This window comes from Cohnella sp. 56, assembly GCF_037963805.1.
Lineage (GTDB): Bacteria > Bacillota > Bacilli > Paenibacillales > Paenibacillaceae > Cohnella.
On the sequence record NZ_JAZDQE010000003.1, the window covers coordinates 167,875 to 187,501 of the forward strand.

20 protein-coding genes are annotated in these 19,627 nt (G+C 61.3%); 15 read left to right on the forward strand and 5 right to left on the reverse strand.

Features of this window, described 5'->3' with window-relative positions; translation table 11 throughout:
- Positions 1–36: 36 nt before the first annotated feature.
- Genes VQ071_RS06350 through VQ071_RS06360 form a run of 3 tightly spaced genes read left to right on the forward strand, consistent with a single transcriptional unit; the run spans position 37 to position 1,996 of the window.
- A complete protein-coding gene (locus VQ071_RS06350) occupies positions 37–408 on the forward strand; it encodes a GntR family transcriptional regulator (RefSeq protein WP_340513052.1) in 372 nt (123 codons plus the stop codon).
- Positions 405–1,301, forward strand: coding sequence for an ABC transporter ATP-binding protein (locus VQ071_RS06355; protein WP_340513053.1), 897 nt, complete (start codon positions 405–407; stop codon positions 1,299–1,301). Before VQ071_RS06350 ends, VQ071_RS06355 begins: the two co-directional genes overlap by 4 nt.
- Positions 1,298–1,996 carry a hypothetical protein gene (locus VQ071_RS06360; protein WP_340513054.1) on the forward strand — a complete coding sequence of 233 codons (699 nt, stop codon included), beginning with the start codon at positions 1,298–1,300 and terminating at the stop codon, positions 1,994–1,996. The genes VQ071_RS06355 and VQ071_RS06360 overlap by 4 nt, the downstream gene beginning before the upstream one ends.
- A 69-nt stretch (positions 1,997–2,065) precedes the next feature.
- Here the strand turns inward: VQ071_RS06360 and VQ071_RS06365 are convergent, their stop codons facing one another.
- Complete coding sequence (locus VQ071_RS06365) at positions 2,066–2,491, reverse strand: DUF1284 domain-containing protein (protein WP_340513055.1); 426 nt, start codon at positions 2,489–2,491, stop codon at positions 2,066–2,068.
- A gap of 173 nt (positions 2,492–2,664) precedes the next feature.
- Here VQ071_RS06365 and VQ071_RS06370 point away from each other — a divergent pair, with 173 nt between their 5' ends.
- Complete coding sequence (locus tag VQ071_RS06370) at positions 2,665–3,213, forward strand: ester cyclase (RefSeq protein WP_340513056.1); 549 nt, start codon at positions 2,665–2,667, stop codon at positions 3,211–3,213.
- 589 nt (positions 3,214–3,802) lie between these two features.
- Positions 3,803–4,270 (forward strand): MarR family winged helix-turn-helix transcriptional regulator, encoded by a 468-nt coding sequence (locus VQ071_RS06375; protein WP_340513057.1) that lies wholly within the window; start codon positions 3,803–3,805, stop codon positions 4,268–4,270.
- A 91-nt stretch (positions 4,271–4,361) separates the two neighbouring features.
- Here the strand turns inward: VQ071_RS06375 and VQ071_RS06380 are convergent, their stop codons facing one another.
- Positions 4,362–4,703, reverse strand: a complete 342-nt coding sequence (locus VQ071_RS06380; protein ID WP_340513058.1) for a winged helix-turn-helix transcriptional regulator — start codon at positions 4,701–4,703, stop codon at positions 4,362–4,364.
- Between the two features lie 214 nt (positions 4,704–4,917).
- Between VQ071_RS06380 and VQ071_RS06385 the strand changes: the two genes are divergently transcribed.
- From VQ071_RS06385 to VQ071_RS06400, 4 genes are all read left to right on the forward strand, one after another.
- A complete protein-coding gene (locus tag VQ071_RS06385) occupies positions 4,918–5,679 on the forward strand; it encodes an SDR family NAD(P)-dependent oxidoreductase (RefSeq protein ID WP_340513059.1) in 762 nt (253 codons plus the stop codon).
- Positions 5,680–5,876: 197 nt separating this feature from the next.
- Positions 5,877–7,184, forward strand: coding sequence for an MFS transporter (locus VQ071_RS06390; RefSeq protein ID WP_340513060.1), 1,308 nt, complete (start codon positions 5,877–5,879; stop codon positions 7,182–7,184).
- Positions 7,184–8,101, forward strand: a complete 918-nt coding sequence (locus VQ071_RS06395; protein WP_340513061.1) for a polysaccharide deacetylase family protein — start codon at positions 7,184–7,186, stop codon at positions 8,099–8,101. The genes VQ071_RS06390 and VQ071_RS06395 overlap by 1 nt, the downstream gene beginning before the upstream one ends.
- 175 nt (positions 8,102–8,276) lie before the next feature.
- Positions 8,277–9,179 carry a copper amine oxidase N-terminal domain-containing protein gene (locus VQ071_RS06400; protein WP_340513062.1) on the forward strand — a complete coding sequence of 301 codons (903 nt, stop codon included), beginning with the start codon at positions 8,277–8,279 and terminating at the stop codon, positions 9,177–9,179.
- A gap of 430 nt (positions 9,180–9,609) precedes the next feature.
- Here the strand turns inward: VQ071_RS06400 and VQ071_RS06405 are convergent, their stop codons facing one another.
- Together VQ071_RS06405 and VQ071_RS06410 are read right to left on the reverse strand one after the other, a co-directional pair.
- A complete protein-coding gene (locus tag VQ071_RS06405; RefSeq protein ID WP_340513063.1) occupies positions 9,610–9,741 on the reverse strand; it encodes a DUF4023 family protein in 132 nt (43 codons plus the stop codon).
- A gap of 75 nt (positions 9,742–9,816) precedes the next feature.
- Entirely contained in the window at positions 9,817–10,011 is a 195-nt protein-coding gene (locus VQ071_RS06410; protein ID WP_340513064.1) for a hypothetical protein, read from the reverse strand.
- Positions 10,012–10,171: 160 nt separating this feature from the next.
- Between VQ071_RS06410 and VQ071_RS06415 the strand changes: the two genes are divergently transcribed.
- The 6 genes from VQ071_RS06415 (at position 10,172) to VQ071_RS06440 (ending at position 18,725) form a co-directional block, all read left to right on the forward strand.
- A complete protein-coding gene (locus tag VQ071_RS06415) occupies positions 10,172–11,500 on the forward strand; it encodes a CynX/NimT family MFS transporter (protein WP_340513065.1) in 1,329 nt (442 codons plus the stop codon).
- A gap of 238 nt (positions 11,501–11,738) precedes the next feature.
- Positions 11,739–12,170, forward strand: coding sequence for a DUF1641 domain-containing protein (locus VQ071_RS06420; RefSeq protein ID WP_340513066.1), 432 nt, complete (start codon positions 11,739–11,741; stop codon positions 12,168–12,170).
- A gap of 36 nt (positions 12,171–12,206) precedes the next feature.
- Positions 12,207–13,388, forward strand: a complete 1,182-nt coding sequence (locus VQ071_RS06425) for an NAD(P)/FAD-dependent oxidoreductase (protein ID WP_340513067.1) — start codon at positions 12,207–12,209, stop codon at positions 13,386–13,388.
- Between the two features lie 1,186 nt (positions 13,389–14,574).
- Positions 14,575–15,570: an ABC transporter substrate-binding protein gene (locus VQ071_RS06430; RefSeq protein ID WP_340513068.1), complete on the forward strand. Its 996-nt coding sequence runs from the start codon at positions 14,575–14,577 to the stop codon at positions 15,568–15,570.
- A gap of 111 nt (positions 15,571–15,681) precedes the next feature.
- Complete coding sequence (locus VQ071_RS06435) at positions 15,682–15,966, forward strand: alpha/beta-type small acid-soluble spore protein (RefSeq protein ID WP_340513069.1); 285 nt, start codon at positions 15,682–15,684, stop codon at positions 15,964–15,966.
- Between the two features lie 287 nt (positions 15,967–16,253).
- Positions 16,254–18,725, forward strand: coding sequence for an ATP-dependent DNA helicase (locus VQ071_RS06440; protein ID WP_340513071.1), 2,472 nt, complete (start codon positions 16,254–16,256; stop codon positions 18,723–18,725).
- 69 nt (positions 18,726–18,794) lie between these two features.
- Here VQ071_RS06440 and VQ071_RS06445 read toward each other — a convergent pair whose 3' ends face one another.
- Positions 18,795–19,427, reverse strand: a complete 633-nt coding sequence (locus tag VQ071_RS06445; RefSeq protein WP_340513072.1) for a hypothetical protein — start codon at positions 19,425–19,427, stop codon at positions 18,795–18,797.
- Positions 19,428–19,627: the final 200 nt, after the last annotated feature.

A 19,627-nucleotide genomic window follows, 5' to 3' on the forward strand; every position in this document is an offset into this window, starting at 1 on the left:
ACATGAGTAATTAACCAGTGTGGTGGTGAGGTAAATATGAGCTTGCTGATTGACGACAGCCGTCCGATCTTCGTGCAGATCGCCGAGCGTATCGAGAACGACATCATCGAAGGCGCGCTGCCTGAGGAATCTCAAGTGCCCTCGACCAATCAATTCGCGGCATTTTATCAGATTAACCCGGCCACGGCGGCCAAGGGCGTGAATCTGCTGACGGAGCAAGGCATTTTGTACAAGAAGAGAGGGATCGGCATGTTCGTGTCCGCCGGTGCGAGGGCGACTCTGATCGAGAAGCGCAAGGAGCAGTTTTTCGAGCAGTATGTGGTGGCAATGATGAGGGAAGCGGAGAAGCTCGGCATCACGCAGGAGCAGCTGGCGGACATGGTCCGCAGAGGAGGGAGCAAGTCATGAGCGCGATCGTAAAGGTAAGCAACCTGACCAAGACGTACGGAGACACGACGGCGGTCCAAGACGTGAGCTTCGAGCTGGAGGAGAACAAGATCTACGGCCTGCTCGGGCGCAACGGCGCCGGCAAGACGACGATCATGCATATGCTGACGGCGCAGCAGTTCGCATCAAGCGGGGACATTCAGGTGTTCGGCGCGGCTCCCTACGAGAATGAGTCGGTGCTGCGCCGTATCTGCTTCATCAAGGAGAGCCAGAAGTACCCGGCTACGTTCAATGTGAAGGACGTGCTGGAGGTGTCCGCCATGCTGCATCCGAACTGGGACGCGGCGTACGCTTCGGAGCTGACCGCGGCGTTCGGGCTGCCGTTGAAGCGCAGGATGCAGAAGCTGTCGCGGGGGATGCTGTCGGCCGTGGGCGTCGTCGTCGGGCTCGCCAGCCGGGCGCCGCTGACGATCTTCGACGAGCCGTATCTGGGCCTCGACGCCGTCGCGCGCAGCATGTTCTACGACCGGCTGCTGGCCGACTACGCCGAGCATCCGCGCACTGTCATCCTGTCGACGCACCTGATCGACGAGGTGAGCAAGCTGCTCGAGCACGTGCTGCTGATCGATCAAGGAAGACTGCTGTTGAACGAGGATGTGGAGCGGTTGTCGGGCATGGCCTACAGCGTCGTCGGCGCGGCTGCCCGGATCGAGTCGTTCGCGGCGGGCAAGCAGGTGTTGTCGCGGGAGTCGATGGGCGCGATCGCATCGGCGACGATATTGGGCGAAGCGGGCGTACAGGAGCGCAGAGAGGCCGCGGAGCGCGGGCTCGAATTCACGCCGGTGTCGCTCCAGCAGCTGATCGTCCATCTGACGGGCGGCAAAAATGGGGAAAAGGAGGCGGTGACGCGATGAATACGACTGTAAACGGGAGAATGAAGGCGGTCACGTCCACCATACTGAAGGATAAATGGAGCTGGTTTTTTCTGCCGTGGGTCATTGCCGGCTCCAGCTTCGTCGTTAATCTGATTACAAGCATCTTCGTAAAAGACGAGATCAAGACCGGGGGCGTCTCCTCCCTGTACATCTACATGCTTGTCGCGGGCATCATCTCGGTGTCGAACACGCTTCCTTTCTTGCTCGGATTCAATGTCCGGCGTTCGGATTACTTCTGGGGCATCGGCCGCGCGATCGGCCTGGTCGGCGTCTGCTGCGCAGCGGGCTTGACGCTGCTGTCGTTTATCGAGATCGATGTCGTGCCGGGCTGGGGCACGGGGCTGTATTTCTTCCATCTACCCTACTACAGCGATGGTCCGGCGCCGGTACAGTTTATCATCAACTTCCTGCTCATCGTATTCCTGTTCTATACGGGCTTCCTGATCGCATGTATCGGCAAGCGCTTCGGCAAAACCGGCATGTACGCCTTTTTCCTCGCGTGGATCGCGCTCGGCACGGTTGGGAGCTATGTGATGACGGCGCAGGGCTATTGGATGGACCTGTGGAACTGGCTGTCCGATCAATCGATGCTGGAGATCGCGGGCGGGACAGCTCCGGTGACGCTGATCTGCATGGCGCTGTCCTATATGCTGCTGCGCCGGACATCCGTCTAGGCGATGAGGTGCGTGCGCCGCATCCGGCGTAGAGTATGGCGGCCGTTCCCTCGCGGGGCGGCCGCTTTTTCATGCTTCGGGCAGCGTCCGCAGCCGGCGGGAAGCATGAATGTGCGCTACGCCCTCGCGGCACAGACCGTACGGCTCCCAGCGACAGTCGCTGCAGAGAGAGCCGATGTCATGCGGCTGCACCCGCTCTGCCACGGCGGCGCATATGTCGGCCCAGGCCCATGTCTCGCCGATTGCGATGCCGATCTGCCGCGCGATCTCCTCGTCCTTGCGGTAGACGCTGGCATTGTCGCAGTGGGATTCCTGATCCTCGGGAAACGCGGCGCAAATGTCGTCCGGTCCGTGGATCAACGCGATCTTTGTCTCCGGCGCCGTCCGCAGGCGCTCGTACACCAGCGTCATATTGGCGCAGAAACCCGCCGAATAGCCTTTGCCCCGATAACCTAATAGACAGAGCAGATGATGGCCGCGAAGCTGGATCGTCATGATGGATGTGTCCCTTCGAAATGAAATGTTAACCACTATTATATACTTTGGTTAACAATCGTGCACGAACGCGTGGGCGGAGAGAATATAGTAAATTTACTTTACTAAATTAGGCGGGTGTGCTACGCTTCATTTAGTCAATTAAATTGACTAAATGAAGGAGGATGTGCGAGATGAACGAGAAAAACGGGATGAATGGGCAAGTCAATTCGGCAGCGGTGACGGGAACGAATGCGGGTCAGCGTGGGGATAGTGCGCCTGCGGATGTTGCCTTGGCATTCGTCGAGCAATTCTGGAACGGCGGGGATCTGGCGTGTACTGCCGCATATCTCGCGGACGATTACCGGGATCACGCTTACGAGCCGGGAGACGCGGCGGGCTTGCGGCAGACGGCAGAGGCGCTATGGCGGGCATTTCCCGATCAACGGTCCGAGGTCGAGAGCGCGACGGCGTCGGGCGACCGTGTTGTCGTCCGGCTGCGCATGACGGGGACACATCTGGGCGACTTCAGAGGCACGGCGGCGACAGGGCAGCCCATCGACGTGAAGGTGTATCGGGAGTATCGGATCGAAGAAGGGCGGATCGCCGAACACTGGGCGCTGCTCGATACGGCTTCGCTGCTCAGGCAGATCGGCGCGCAATTGCACGAGCACCAGGCCTGCCGGGTCGGGCAGGGGCCGGGGCAGGGGCAGGGAGGAGATCAGGGGCTAGTGCAGGCTTAACGGCAAGGGGGGGGGCCAATGTTGTCAGGTTAGCTGCAAATATACAGTTAATCTTCGTGGTGGCGGCATTTATCGGAGCGATAGCTGCGAATATACAGTTAATCTCGCGAAAATCGACCGTCATCCGGCTCAGACTCGAAATTAACTGTATAAATGCAGTTATCGCCGCCAGATGTCCTGGCGCAGGAGAAAATAACTGCGGTTTGGCAGTTATCGGCAGTTATCTCCCCTTTCAAGGCTGTGTTGCACGAACGGTTTGGGGAAGAACTTCAACGTAGCCGCATCCCTGTCGTCCAGGATCGCTCGTTCATACGCAACAAACAGACCAAGGACAATACGTTCATGAAGACCACGCGCCGGGGAGCGACAGGATCCTTAACCTGACAACATTGGGGGGGCGCCGCCGTCTCGCGCATGTCACGCCCGCTCCGCATCAGGAGGCCGCTGCCAGCAACTGACAGTAGTCTCAGCCAGAACTAAATCGCAGGCAATAGGTACCATGCCGGGACATCGATCGGGCCGGGCCGCTCTCCTGTGATACAATGGACTGCGACGAGCAGCAGCTCACAGGAGAATAGGAGGGAGCGTCATGGCCGAATCAGGGTCCTGGGGCTATGAACTGACGATATTGTTCGCCACCGCCTTCCGCGCGGCAGTCGACGAGCTGCACCGCGAGCTGGCCGCGCAGGGCTTCGACGATGTGCGGCCCTCGCACGGCTATGCGTTTCAGCGGCTGTCCTTCGGCGGCGCGACGGGCATCGAGCTGGCGGAGCATCTGGAGATCACCAAGCAGGCAGCCACGCAGATGATCGATTACCTGGAAGGGCGCGGCTATGTCGAGCGCCGTCCGCATCCGAGCGACGGGCGCGGCAAGCTGGTCGTGCTCACGGAGCGGGGCTGGGCGTGCATCCGGGCGACCGAGGCGCAGTTCGTCGCGATCGAGCGCAGGTGGCGCGAGCGGCTTGGGGAGCGGGAGACCGAGCAGTTGACGCGCGCCATGCGCGATATCGTGCGCTCCTTCGGCGAAGGAGCGTCCAAGTTCAGACCGGTGTGGTAGCCGGTAGGCGGCGCACTCGGGATATTTTTTTGCCAGCGACTCGGCCGAGTGCCGCGCTGCCGCTGCTGCAGGGGCTCTGTCAATCGTTGGGCTAACGCTCATTCAGAAACGCCAAATGCGCATATCCCCACCCGCACATCGCAGACAGCACGGCAGCGAGCGTCCGGCCGTGATCGGACAGCGCATACTCCACCTTGGGCGGAATCTCCGCGTAGACCCGCCTGTCGACGAGTCCGTCCCGTTCCAGCTCCCGCAGCTGGTTCGTCAGCATGCCTTGCGTGACGCCCGGCAGGCGTCGGCGCAGCTCCCCGAACCGTTTGGTCCCTTCCTCGAGCAGCAGAAACAAAATAAATGGCTTCCATTTGCCGCCGATCGCCCGCAGCGTCGCCGATATGCCGTCCGTGGCGGCTTCGCTTCGCATCTCCTCGGTCATCGCCACCGTTCCTTTCATAATCGCTATGCATGTTTTTCCACTTTAACAGAGGGCCCCGAGCAACGAAAGAGGTCTGCCGAACATCGCTCCTCCCCGGGCCGGTACGGTTAACGGGACTATGTACGAAAAAACAGCGTACTGTGCAGCCGGCTGCGCGCAGTCCATAATGAAGGAGCCATCCGGATGAGCGGCAGATGAGGGAGAGAGCTTACAGATGAACGTATCGTTGAAAGGAAAGTCCGCCCTGGTGACAGGCGCGAGCCGAGGCATCGGTCTGGCCGTCGTCAAGCTGCTGGCCGAGGCGGGGGCCGGTGTCGTCGCCGCCGCCCGCAGTATGTCGGACGAAATGGCGGCGCTCGCCGCCGCTCATGACGTATATCCGCTCGCAGTGAACGCGGCGACAGGTGAAGGGGCCTGCGCAGCCGTGGAGGCCGTCATCTCGCGATATGGCCAGCTGGATATTCTCGTCAACAACATCGGCGCCACCGACGCCCGCGCGGGCGAAGGGTTCCTGCGGCTGACCGACGACGATTGGATGGACATGCTGGAGGCGAATCTGATGAGCGTCGTGCGTGCGACACGCGCCGCCCTGCCGCGTATGGCGCCGGGAGGCGCGATCGTCAATATCTCGTCGATGAACGCAGTCATGCCGAATGCGCGCATCATCGCATACAGCGCGTCCAAGGCTGCGGTGACGAACCTGTCGAAAAACCTGGCGCTCGCCTGCGCGCCCCAGGGCATCCGCATCAATACCGTGTCGCCGGGTCCTACGGAGACGGCGATGTGGGAGGCTCGCTTGCCGGCCGGAGAAGAAGAACGAAGCCGGATGGCCGCGGAGATCGGCATCGCGCTCGGCCGGTTCGCGCAGCCGGAAGATATCGCAGCGCTTGTCGTATTCCTCGCATCCGACCGCGCCTCGATGATTACCGGCTCGGATTATATTATCGACGGTGGTCTGGTGAAGACGATTCATTAATCGAGCAGAGTACGGCGGCTCGAATCGCCTCATACAACGCCGCGGCATCTGGACATCGGGCGCCGCGACGTTTATTTGCGTACGAATAATTGAAGATTTTTTCTGCCCCGGATGCTATAGTATTTACATATTTAGAACAATTTAGATTGCATGACAGAGCCGCTATTCTAATATTATCCAGCGACGGGAGAATGCCGATGAGCCGCAAATTCCTGAATTCCCCGACGGCGTACGCCTTCGGGATGTTCGCCATGATGGTGCCCAGCCAGGCTTTCAGCTCGTTTTACACGTATTATTACAACGAGAAGCTGGGGCTCGCCATCGGGTTGACGACGCTGGCGCGCCTGATCTATCAGATCTGGGATGCCGTCAACCAGCCGCTGGCCGGCTACCTCTCCGACCGCACGCGCTCCCGTCACGGCCGCCGCCGGCCCTGGATTATCGGCGCGATTCCTCTCTTTATGCTCACCTTCATCATGGTGTTCGCCGTGCCCCAGGGCCTGCACGACGGCGGGCTGTTCGCCTGGTTCCTCACCTCGCTCATCCTGTTCGAAGCCGTCGCCACCATCCTATGGGTGAACTACGGCGCGCTGTTCCCCGAGCTGTTCACCAAGACTTCGCTGCGCGCCAAGGCGTCCGCCGTTCAGCAGGGCTACCAGATCTTCGCGGTGCTGATCGGCTCGGCGCTCACGGCGACGCTCTACGAGGCGATCGGCTTCGGCTGGATGTCCGTGACGTATGCCGTCGTCTTCGGCGTCTTCATGACGATCTTCGTGCTGAACGTCCGGGAGGACGAGGCGGCGTCCAAGGAGCCGCCGATGCCGCTGCGCGCAGCGTTCCGCGAGACGCTCAAGAACAAGGAGCTGTGGCTGTTCTACATCGCGTGCTCGTTCGCCCAGACGGTCAACGGTCTCGTCAGCGCGACGATTCCGTATTATGCGAAGTACGTCCTCGGCATACCCGAGGGGCAGGTCATGATACTGATGGCTTCCGTATTCGTGCCGGTCATCCCGCTCGTCGCCGTCTGGTTCTATATTGTCAAAAAGCTTGGCGGCTACCGCAGCTGGCGGTTCGCCTTCCTGATCTACGGCCTGTCCGTCATCCCGCTCTGGTTCGCGAACAATCTCGGCACCGGCATCGTCGCAGGCATCTGCTTCGGCTTCGGCCTGGCGGGCTTCCTCGTCTCGCCCGCGTTACTCAGCAGCGAGATCATCGACCGCGACGCGCTGCGTACGGGCAAACGCCGCGAAGGCATGTACACCGCCGTCGGCGGCTTCCTCACCCGCTCGAGCGCGCTCATCTCCGCGCTGGCCTTCTTCGTCGTCGGCCGCATCTTCGGCTATGTGAGCGGCGACGATCCCGGACCGCATCCGGCCGAGACATTCCGTTATCTCGTCACCGTCGTGCCGCTCATCCTGCTCGCGATCTCGCTTGTCATCTCGCTGTTCCTGCGGCCGCAGCCCGTACCGCCCGCGCCGCCGGCCCGAGGGGAGATCGGTGCCTGATGGCGAAGCGACTCATCCTCAACTGCGACGACTTCGGCCAGAGCGCGCCGGCCAACGCCGCCATCATGCATTTATTGGAGGAGCGGCGCGTATCGTCCGCTACGATCATGACCCCGGCCGTCGGCTTCGAGGAAGCCGCCGCCTGGTGCAGGCGGCATCCCGAGGCGAGCATCGGCCTGCATCTGACATTCACGAGCGAATACGATGCCGTGCGCTTCAAGAGTCTGACCGGCCGGCCGTCGCTGCACGATGCGGACGGATACATGTATCATACCGTCGCCGAGTTCGAGGGCGGCGCGGCCAAGGCGGATGTCGTCGCCGAGATGCGGGCGCAGTTCGATGCCGCCGCGCGGGCGGGCGTCCGTCTGACGCACGCCGACAATCATATGGGCAGCCTGTACGGGATCGCGACCGGGCGCAGCTTTCTGCCGCAGGTGTTCTGGCAATGCGCGCGCCGGGGCTTGCCGTTCCGTCTGTTCCGCCATATCGAGCCGACCGAGGCGCTGACGGCCGGCGCGCCGGGCATCGAGGCGGTGCTGGCCAAGGCGGTGGCGCTGTCCGATACGCTCGGCGTGCCGGTGCCGGACTATCTGCTCAGCCACCCGTATGCGATCGAGCCGGGCGAGACATACGAGTCGTTCAAGGCGATGCTGATCGCCAAGCTCTATACGCTGCCGGAGGGTGTCGTCGAGACCTACATCCATCCGGCGGCAGAGGATGCGACGCTGGGTGCGCAGATTCCGAATTGGAACAAACGGGTATGGGAGTACAGGCTGATGCTCGATCCCGACTTCGCGGCTGCGATGAAGGATGCGGGCGTGGAGCTGACCGACTACCGGTTCGTCAACGAACGCCTGCGGCGGCCGCGCCTGTCGTCCGCGGTCCGGCTCGGGAAGCTGCTGCTTAGCGGGAATTAATAGGACTGGCGCAAACCGGCAGGCTGCGAATGACGCGACTCATCAGCCACACTTCACTCGACACCTCCTCGCCCCTGCAGAGCGGCACGCAGGCGACGTTTTTGCGCTGCGGAACTTTTCCAACTTAAGAATCGTCTGTAGAGGAGAGCCAGAGATCGGACAAGGAGCTGGAATGATGAAGAAGTGGATACAGTATGGAACCATACTATCTGTGATCGCGGGCGTTGCAGCCGGCAGCGGTTCGGCATCCGCCGCGGGGAGCGCTGCGGGACAAGTCTATATCGACGGCAGCCTGCAGCAGGGCGCCCTGATCGTGAACGGCCGCACGCTCGTGCAGCTGAGAGCGCTTGACGATCCGTCGTGGCTGACCTACAGCTATGATGCCAAGACCAAGACCGTCAAGGCTGCGAGCAAGGACAAGAGCAAGGTCATCGAGCTGAAGGAAGGCCGGAAGACGGCGCTCGTGAACGGCAAGGAGGTCGCGCTGGACGTATCCGTCGTCATCCAGGCGGGCAGAACCTACGTGCCGCTGCGCTTCGTCGGCGACAACATGGGTGCGTATGTCAGCTACAACGCAGCCAAAAAACGTACGATCGTCCGCACCCCGAAGGGGCAAAAGGATTACGATACGCTGATGAAGGGCGATCTCGAGGCGGCCCGTACGATCGCGGTTCATGTGCCGAAATATTATCCGGACGGACAGCTCGAATCGCAGGGAGAGGGCTTCTCGTTCACCTATTTGTTCCCCGAGGGAGAGGCGCTGCGGTTCCAGACGGATTACCGTCAGCTGACGTCCGACTTCGTCATTGACGGGGATGGGATCGCAGAGGCGGTATACCAGCAATACAATCCGTACGGCGAGAAGGCCGTCGTCAAAGGAACCAAGCCTGCCGACACCGGCAAGGCATGGTATTACTTTATGAACAACTTCATGTCCGAATACACCTGGTACGGCAAGATCGACGTGCAGGGGCAAGATACGCGCATCGCCGACGTCAGCTGGGCCGAGCATCCCGAATACAAGAACAAAGTGATCTTCCCGATCGAAGGCGAGCAGCGGACCGACGGCAAGCAATAGGCCGGCAGGCGGTGTGTCGGACCCGGAAGTATCCGCTAGCGATAGCTGCAAAAAAGCAAAAAAGCAGTTATTCTGCTCCGGAAAGCCCGCTTCGTCAGAAATTGACTGCAAAAAGCAGCTCATTTGTTCAAAGCACCGGAAATTCGATGTTCGCGTTACAGTTAACTGCTGATTGGCAGCTATCCGCCGCTATAATCGATGCGCGCAGCGATGTAGATGCTTTTCTGCAATTATTCGCAGGGAGGTATCGCAGGGGGCGGCCGTTCGGCCGTTCAGTCGGTACTTCGCATTCCCGCCGCACCGATCCGCTCCGCTCGTCGCCACAAGCGACATCCGCTCATCGCGACAAGCCGATTCCCCCTTCACGGAGAATCGGCTTGCCGGCATGCCGTCGGGATCCCAAGCTTCCCTTCCGCTTGCCGCCGCTTGGCTACTTGTTCGTGCTGTGCTGTCTGGAGGACACCTTTTGTCCCTGCGTGCCTTGGCCTTGATGCGCCTTGTTGCGCTTGTCCTTGCGCTGGCGGTCATGGACCTGCTCCACGAAGCCATGCGTATCGCTCATATCCGACGCTCCTCTCCCTATGAATCACCGGCGATGACCGCCGCGCTAGTCCTGCCTCTGCCTCTGCCTCTGCCGCTATGGCCGCGACTTGTCCTCCGTGCTGCACGTCCGGTCTGCGGCCGCGTTTAATTCCTCGTCGTTGCGGGAGCCGAGCTTGTCCCCGAACTGATCCAATCTGCCCGGATGCCCGGCAGGACCGCGGCTGGCCGGCTTGCTGTTGCGTCCGCTCATCTGCAGCACCCCTTCATGCGTATTTACGATTGCCTCCATAGCTTCCCGTACGCCGGGACGAATTATGCGATTCCACAAATGCCGGACTTGACTCATTATGTTACAATTCGGGAACTGGCCTAACAACGTGCATGGATGTGCCGGCATTTGCGGAGCTTGTTCTGCACATGCTGAAGGGGATGCTGGAGGATGAGATGGAATGAGCGATTCATGGGATAAAAAAAGCCGGACGAAGACCGTTCGTGCGGAGGAAAAAGCGGTACTTTCCGTCATAGAGCAGCAGCCGACACCGCTGCCCGGCGAGGGAAGAGCGCGCCGCGGCCAGCTCATCTGGCTGGCTGTCGGCATCGTGCTGATCGCCGCCAACCTGCGCGGCGCGCTCACCGCGGTCGGACCGGTCGTCGGCCGGATCAAGGACGACCTGGGCTTGTCCGGCGCGGGCGCCGGCATGCTGACGACGCTGGGCCTCCTGGCCTTTGCCGTCATCTCGCCAGTCGCGCCGAAGCTGTCCCGCCGCTTCGGCGCCGAGAATCTGCTGCTCGCGGGCCTGGCGCTGATCACGCTAGGCGTCATCGTGCGCACCTCGCCGTACGCGGCGCTGTTGTTCGCCGGCACCGGCCTGATCGGCCTCGGTATCGGGATCGCCAATGTGCTCGTGCCTGCGGTGATCAAGCGCGACTTCGCAAGCCGGGCGGGACTGATGACCGGCATCTATTCGGTCGCCCTGACGCTCGTCGCCGGGATCGCCTCGGGCGTCAGCATCCCGATCGCGGATGCGCCGGGCTGGGGCTGGCGCGGCGCGCTCGGCGTGTGGGGCTTCGCCTCCGCACTGGCCATGATCGTCTGGCTGCCGCAGGTCATCCGCAGCCGCCGCGGACGCCAGGTGCGCCAGCAGACGCCCGGCATCAAGCTGTGGGGTTCGGCCCTTGCCTGGCAGGTGACGCTGTATATGGGCTTTCAGTCCATTATTTTTTATGTCAATGTGACCTGGCTGCCGGAGCTGCTCCAGGACCGGGGCATGGATGCGGGGACAGCGGGATGGATGCTGTCGCTTATGCAGATCATCGGTCTGCCGGCGAACTTTCTGGCGCCTGTGCTCGCCGCTCGCCGTCCGAGTCAGCGCGGCATCATGAGCGTCGTGATGGGCATGCTGCTCGTCGGCTATCTCGGGCTGTTCCTGGATCACGGCACCGGTCCGCTGGCCGTGCTGTGGATCGTGCTGATCGGCATCGGCGCGGGCGCCAGCTTCAGTCTGTGCCTCGTCTTCTTCGCGCTGCGGACGCGCACTGCCGCGGAGGCGACCGAGCTGTCCGGCATGGCCCAGTCGGTGGGTTATCTGGTCGCCGCTGTCGGCCCCGCCTTCATCGGCTTCGTTCACGACCGCTCCGGCGGCTGGCAGGCGCCGCTAGGCGTCATGCTGGGCGTCGTCCTGCTCGCCTCGCTGTTCGGATTCGGCTCCAGCCGACATGCATATGTCTCTTCCGCCTCGGCGCCGGACCACGATCCGACACCGACCGACACACAATAGACACATATTACCTTTTTAATTTTTTTACATTTGCGGCGCGATCGGGTGTAAAATAGTGGGCAAGGGTTCATTTCGACCTTCCGGCTCGATTCATCGAAGAAGCTGTAGGAACAGCGGCACGTTATTTTATGTGAAAAATGGTACAAATGCCGACCGCCTCCCATCTGCCCTCTTCGTCCGTCGAGACGGAGATTCGCAAGAGACCGCATGATCTTACTGTAAAGGAGGACTTTGTCTCATGACTACCGCACCGCAACCGCAAGGCGCCGAGCAAGCCGTCGACGCGCAAAAGGCCCAGGATGTGCTGGATCAACTGATGAAGCCGGAGATTCAACAATCGCTCACTACGCTGGTGGACAACCTTCCCAAGCTGACCGAGATGGTGACGACGCTGACGGCGGCGTACGACTTCGCAGCCGGCCTCGCGAAGGACCAAGTCTTCATCAACGACACGAAGGCGGGTATCGTCGAATTCTTCACGCCTGTCGTCGACACGGCCAAGGGACTCGCATCCGCGGCGATCGAAGCCGGAGACCGCGCCGAAGCCGACACGCAGACGGTCGGCCTGTTCGGCCTGCTCAAGATGCTGAAGGATCCGCAAGTGCAGAAGACGCTGCGCTACACCCAAGCATTCCTGAACGTACTGGCGGAGCGCCAGCAGCAACGCTAATCCCTTAACCACTGACTCACGAACGGAGGATGGACCATGGCTAAACAAATCTTGATCCTGGGCGGCGGTTACGGCGGATTGCTGAGCGCGCTGACGGCACGTCAGCACTTGAGCGTCCACGAAGCGGCGATTACGGTCATCAACCGTTATCCGACCCACCAGATCATCACCGAGCTGCACCGTCTGGCTGCAGGCACGATCAGCGAGCCGGCGGTCGCGCTGCCGCTTGCCAAGCTGCTGAAAAACCAAGGCATCAATGTGATCATCGATACGGTCAAGGAGATCAAGCCGAACGATAAGAAAGTGACGACGGCCGGCGGCGGCACGTACACGTACGACAACCTCGTCATCGCCCTCGGCTCCGAGACGGCGTACTTCGGCATTCCCGGACTGCAGGAGAACAGCTTCGTCCTCAAGTCCGTCGCCGACGCCAACAAGATCCGCGAGCACATTCATGCGCGCCTCGATGCCTACAAGGCGTCCAAGGACCCGGCCGACGCGACGATCGTCGTCGGCGGCGGCGGCCTGACGGGCATCGAGCTCGTCGGCGAATTCGCCGACAAGCTGCCTGAAGTCGCCCGCGCCAAGGGCATCGACCCGCGCGACATCAAGCTGTACGTCGTCGAAGCCGGCCCGGCGATTCTGCCGATCTTCCCGCCGGAGCTGATCGCCCGCGCCCAAGCCAGCCTTGAGAAGCGCGGCGTCGAGTTCATCATCAGCGTAGCGATCACCGAAGCTTCCAAAGACACCGTCTCCCTGAAGGACGGCCGCACGCTGAAGTCCAACACCATCATCTGGACCGGCGGCGTCCAAGGCCACGAGATCGTCGCGAACTGCGGCATCGAAGTCAACCGCGGCCGCGCATCCGTTACCGACACGCTGCAATCGACCTCGCACCCCGACGTTTACCTCGCAGGCGACTGCGCGGTCGTCATCCCGGGCGAAGGCGCGCGTCCGTACCCGCCGACCGCACAGCTGGCCTGGCAGATGGGCGAGCTGATCGGCCACAACCTGGCCGCCGTCATCAAGGGCGGCGTGCAGGACACGTTCCAGCCGGTATTCTCCGGCACGCTCGGCAGCCTCGGCCGCAAGGACGCAGTCGGCACCGTCGGCGCGAGCAACACCCGCTTCAAGGGCTTCCCTGCCACGCTCATGAAGGAAATGAGCAACATCCGCTACCTGACGCACATCAAAGGTCTGTTCGCGGTGCTCGAATAGTAACGCCATGGCTAGTAAAAAGATCCCTTCTCCGGACAAATGCCCGGGAAAGGGATCTTTTTTATGCATCATGGCGCCCCATCCGTGCGGCCGTGGGAATAAGCTCCATTATCTCATGTCTGGCTAACCCCGATCGGCGCGCGTAACGGTAGAAAGTTCCGTTATTGCTCATCTGGCTGACCTATTCGGTATGCATAACGGAAGAAATTTCCGTTATCCCTCGTCCGGCTAACCTATTCGGTGCGCATAACGGAAGAAAGTTCCGTTATTGCTCGTCCGGCTAACCCATTCGGTATGCATAACGGAAAAAAGTTCCGTTATTGCTCGTCTAACTAACCCATTTGGTATGCATAACGGAAAAAAGTTCCGTTATGCCTCGTCTGGCTAACCTGATCGGTGCGCTTAACGGAAGAAAGTTCCGCTATTGCTCGCCTGGCTAACCCATTTGGTGCGCGTAACGGAAGAAAGTTCCGTTATTGCTCGTCTGGCTGGCCCGATCGGTGCGCTTAACGGAAAAAAGTTCCGTTATGCCTCGTCTTGCTGGCCCGATCGGTGCGCATAACGGAAGAAAGTTCCGTTATTGCTCGTCTGGCTTGCCCGATCGGTGCGCTTAACGGAAAAAAAGTTCCGTTATTGCTCGTCTGGTTGGCCCGATCGGTGCGCTTAACGGAAGAAAGTTCCGTTATTGCTCGTCTAACTAACCCATTCGGTATGTATAACGGAAAAAAGTTCCGTTATGCCTTGTCTGGCTTGCCCGATCGGTGCGCTTAACGGAAAAAAGTTCCGTTATGCCTCGTCTGGCTAACCTGATCGGTGCGCTTAACGGAAGAAAGTTCCGCTATTGCTCGTCTGCCTAAATTATTTAGTACGCGCAACGGAAAAACATGCTCCCGGCCAAGCCGGAACCACGCATCTCTGTGCGGTAGGAGGCACTTGGCCCGATAGCGTGGTGCTAGGCGGAAGCATGCCACAGAGTGAAGTGGCGCCAGCGAAGCCGGAACCGCACAAATCTGTGCGGTAGGAGGTTACTTGCCGGATAGCGCGGGGCTAGGCGGAAGCATGCCACAGAGTGAAGTGGCGCCAGCGAGTCTTGCCTTTTCGACGAATATCCGGTAAGATGATTCGAGTGATATTGAGAATCGTTATCGTTAGACAAACTGATAACGTACAAGGAGAGAATTGCCTCATGTTCAAGCAACGCAGAACGTCCCTGTTCCTCGCGCTCATCCTGCTGCTCGCCTTCGCCGTCACGGCGTGCGGCAGCAAAAACAATAACGCTTCGTCCGGCGCGTCCGCTTCGGCCAGCCCATCCGCCTCGGCCTCGGAGACCGCCAGCGCTTCGGCATCCGCCGATCCGGCTGCAACCACAAAGAAGGTCACCGACGGCATGGGCCGCGAAGTCGAGGTGCCCGTCAAGCCGCAGCGCATCATCGCGCTCAATAACTTCGGCGACCTGCTGCAGCTCGGCGTCAAGCCTGTCGGCACGCTCAATTATTACCTGGACAAGTACAAGGACGAGCCGGAAGCCGTCGCAGGCATTCCGAGCGTCGGCGATCAGGAAGCGGACAACGAGAAGGTGCTGGCCGCCTCGCCGGACCTCATCATCGTGAGCAACTACTTCAAGCCCGAAGTCGTCGACGCGCTGCAAAAAATCGCGCCGACCTATGCGACGACATTTGGCCGTACGCCGTACGAGCAGCTGGACGATCTGGCCGCGCTGCTGGACATTGAAGACCAGAAGCAGGCGTTCCTGGACGGCTACAAGGCCGAAGTCGCCGATGCCAAAGAAAAGCTCAAGGGTAAAATCGCCGAAGGCGAAAAGGTCGGCATTCTCCAATTCTGGAGCAAGAAAATTTACGAACACCCGACCAAGGTGTTTACGCCGCTGTACGACGATCTCGGCTTCCTGCCGACCGAGCACGTCAAGACACTGACTGCTACGACCGAAGTTACGCAAGAGGCCGTGCCGGCTAACGTGGCCGACGCCGATCGCCTGTTCATCATGGTCGACGGTCAAGCCGACAAGGATACGTACGATTCGCTTAAAGATTCGGCCTGGAAGAACATTCCTGCTGCCCAGAACAACAAGGTCTATCTCGTCGACAGCGGTCACTGGAACGACTTCAGCGCAGCGGCGCTGAAGTGGCAGCTGCACGATACGGTGGAGCTTCTGAGCAAGTAAGTAAGATCGTCCGGGCCCGGCAGCATTTGCTGCCGGGTCCCTTTCCTTAAGGGAATAGCGATCCGAAACGGGCGCATGCTAGCAGCATCCGACATGAAAGGGTGGTGCCAGATGGCCAGAAGAAGATCAAGACGGCTCGCCGTGCCGGGCGCGGAGCAGGGCGTCAATGCATTCAAGGCCGAGGTCATGCGCAAGGAAGGCTACGCTGTCGATCCTGCACATCCCGACGACGTCAAGTACGAAGTCGCGAAGTCGCTGGGCGTGCCGCTAATGCCGGGAGACAACGGTCATCTGACGACCGAGGACGCAGGCCATATCGGCGGCAAGATCGGCGGTTCCATGGTTCGCGAGATGATTCGCATGGCGCAGGAGAAGCTGTCGGAGCGGCAGCCTTAAGCGGGCCGTTCGGCAGGCGGGCAGGCTGGCAGGCAGGCAGGCAAGCAAGCAGGCAAGCAAGCAGGCAAGCAAGCAGGCAGGCCCGCAAGCAAGCAGGCTCGTCTGAGAGCTTCAGCGGTCCGATCTTCCGACAATGAGACAACCCGCCATTCGCTGCGGCTTTTCGCAGGAGAGGCGGGTTATTCGGGTTGCCGGTTTTCCAACACGTGCTGCTTCATGCTACAATGAGAGGAACAAATGTTCCGGCGCGGGTCGGATCGGGAGACGCATTGGGGGCGGGACGATATATGCGGGGGACGGTCACGATTGCGGTCAGGCCGCTGGTCGAATACGCGCTGCGAAGCGGCGATCTGACGAGCGGATTCAGGCAGACGGCCTCGCTCGCGGACGGGATCAAGGCACACCAGCAGGTGCAGGAGGCATACGGGGAGCAGGACCGGCGGGAAGTTCATCTGCGGACGGAGATCGCACACGGAGAGCTGCTGTTCGTGATCGAGGGCAGATGTGACGGCTTGCTGACCGATGCGGACGGCGGCGTGACGATCGAGGAGATCAAGTCGACGGGCGGCGCGCTGCCCGGGGCGGAGAGCGAGACGCCGGAGGTGCACTGGGCCCAGGCGTATTGCTACGCCTACATGTATGCCAAGACGGAGGACGTAGACCGTATCGGGGTGAGAATGACCTACGTGGAGACCCGGGGCGATGGAGGAGCGCGCGTATCGTTCGAGCGGACGGCAGACTGCGAGGAGCTGGAGCGCCGCGTCGCAGGCTATGTCGCCAGCTATGCGCCCTTGGCCGAGCTCCAGCTGCGGCATCGCGCCGCACGGGACGACAGCATCGCGAAGCTGGCCTTTCCTTATCCATCCTACCGTGCCGGCCAGCGCAAGCTCGCAGGGGCCGTCTATCGCAGCATCGAGGCCGGGCATCAGCTGTTCGCAAGGGCGCCTACCGGCATCGGCAAGACGATGTCCACCCTGTATCCCGCCGTGAAGTCAATCGGCGGAGGCACACTCTCGCGCCTGTTCTACCTGACCGCTCGGACGACGACCCGCGCGTCCGCCGAGGACGCGCTCAGGCGGCTCGAGGGCGGCGGGCTGCGGCTGCACGCCGTGACGATCACGGCCAAGGACAAGCTCTGCGCCGCAGCAGCCGCACAGGCCGGCGTTCCGGGCTGCGCCGGCGGCGTATGCATGTATGCGGAGGGCTTTTTCGACCGCATCAACGGTGCGATCCTCGACCTGCTGTCCCATGAGACGCTGATGGGCAAGGCCGAGCTGCTGCGCTACGGGGCCAAGCACCGCGTATGCCCGTTCGAGATGTCGCTCGAGGTCGCCTATGCCGCGGATGCCGTCATCTGCGACTACAACTACATATTCGATCCCCGCGTGTCGCTGAAGCGCGTCGCTGCCGAGTGGAAGGCATCATGCGCGCTGCTCGTGGACGAAGCGCACAATCTGCCCGATCGGGCCCGCGAGATGTACTCGGCGGAGCTGACGAAGCGGGATTTCCTGGACATCGCGCGCGCCTTCAAGGGGCGGGAAGCCGCCGTACATGCGGCGGCCAAGTCCGTCGACGCGGCGCTGCTCGCCATCCGCAAGCGCGATCAGGAGCGCGGCCCGCATCTCGTGCTCGCGGAGGGCATGCCGGAGGCGTTGAATGAAGCGGTGGAGGCATTTGCCGAAGCGGCGGAGGGAGCGCTGGCCGGGGCGGAGCGAAGCGGCGGGACGCTGCCGATGACTTCCGGCGCGGGGCACGGAGACGCGCAGGCGCCAGCACGCGGCAGCGATGCAGCTGTGCTGGCGATCGGCGAGACGCCGGAGGACGGCGGGGCGGCCCTCGCCCCGGACGATCCGTACGCGCTGCTGCTCGAGACGTACTTCGCAGCCGTCAACTGGATGCGCATCGGCAAGCTCTACGATGCGGAGCGGCATATCGTCTACGCCGAGCGGCAGCGCAGCGACGTGCGGATCAGGCTGCTGTGCATCGATCCGTCCCGGCTGCTCCGGCAGATGCGCAAAGGCTACCGCTCGCAAATCGCCTTTTCCGCGACGCTGTTCCCGCTCGGCTACTACATGGACCTGCTCGGCGCCGAGGAGACGGACTACTCGATCTCGGTAGCTTCGCCCTTCAACGCAGCCCAATGGACGACGGAGATCGTGCCCGTGTCGACCCGGTATGCGGACAGGGAGGCCAGCCTCGCGCCGATCGCGGAGCGGATGCTCAAGCTGGTCGCGGCCAGACCCGGCCGCTATCTATTTTTCTTTCCGTCCTATGCTTATATGAACGTCGTATACGAGACCTTCCTCGCGCATGGCGGGGCCGAGGTACGCACGATGCTGCAGCGGCCTGATATGACCGAGGAGGAGCGGGACGCGTATCTGTCCGCGTTCGATGCGACGAGCGCCGGGATGCTGATCGGCTTTGCGGTGCTGGGCGGGGTCTTTTCCGAGGGGATCGATCTGGCGGGAGACAGGCTGCAGGGTGTCGCGATCGTGGGCGTGGGCATGCCCCAGCCGAGCTTCGAGCGCGATCTGATGCGCACGCATTACGATGCAGCCGGGCTGCCGGGCTTCGACTACGCCTATGTCTATCCGGGCATGAACAAGGTGCTCCAGGCCGGCGGGAGACTCATCCGTACGGAGACCGACACGGGTGTGCTGCTGCTGATGGACGACCGCTATCTGCGGATGCCTTACAGGCGGCTGCTGCCGGAAGAGTGGGGCGCGGACCGGGAGGCTCGGGCAGACGGGCGTCCATAGGAAAAAAATCCGCAGCCAAGCGATCGCCTGGACTGCGGAAGTTGGAGCCGTATATGCGCGTATAGTCGATTAGAGGTTGATATGTCCGGCTTGCTCGGGACCTTTTTCACCATGATGGTACACATCGAGTCCGCCGTTCTCGCCTTCAAGGACGACATACGGGCAGCAATCGTACAGGATCAGGCCGCGCAGCGTGCCCTTGACCGCATAGGACTCGTGATAGCCCTTCTTGAGGTCGCCGAAGTCATTGGCCGTATAGACATGCACGGTATCGCCCACTTGCTCGGCATAGTTGTGGTTCGTGCGGTTCGCGGCTTTTTTCATCGGCTTGAAGGAGATGTGGCCGCTCATGTATTCCTGCGTCGTGTCATTCTCCTTGCCCTTGGCGAACTCAGGCCACAGATCGCTGAACACCGTGAGGCCGGACTTGTCGTTGTAAACGAGAATCAGCGGGATGGTCGCAGGTCCGTAGGGCACCGTGAACAGGTCGATCAGCTTGCCGTCATGCGCCTTGCCGTTCGTCTGGAACAGCTGCTTTTCACTGTCGTGCACGAACACGCGGTTGCCGACCTGCAGGGCCGCGAATCCTTTTTCACTGTCGGTCTTGACGACCGTATCGGCGGCATGGGCCGCCGTAGGCGCGACCAGCGCGACGGCCAGCGCTGCGATCGTCGTCAGACGAAGCGCGTTTTTTTTCAACATACGGGTAATCTCTCCTCCACCATATCCGGATTGAATGGCCTTAATCAGGCCGGGTCATGGAATATTATGGCGCGAAGGGACGATGATCGGTAAGTTACCGGGGTCATGGATATTGTCATGCATTCGTTTGTGACGCCGGACCCGCATGGGAGCGCGCCCAGTGCCGCAGACGAGGCGAACGGGGAGGCTTGTACGAGACT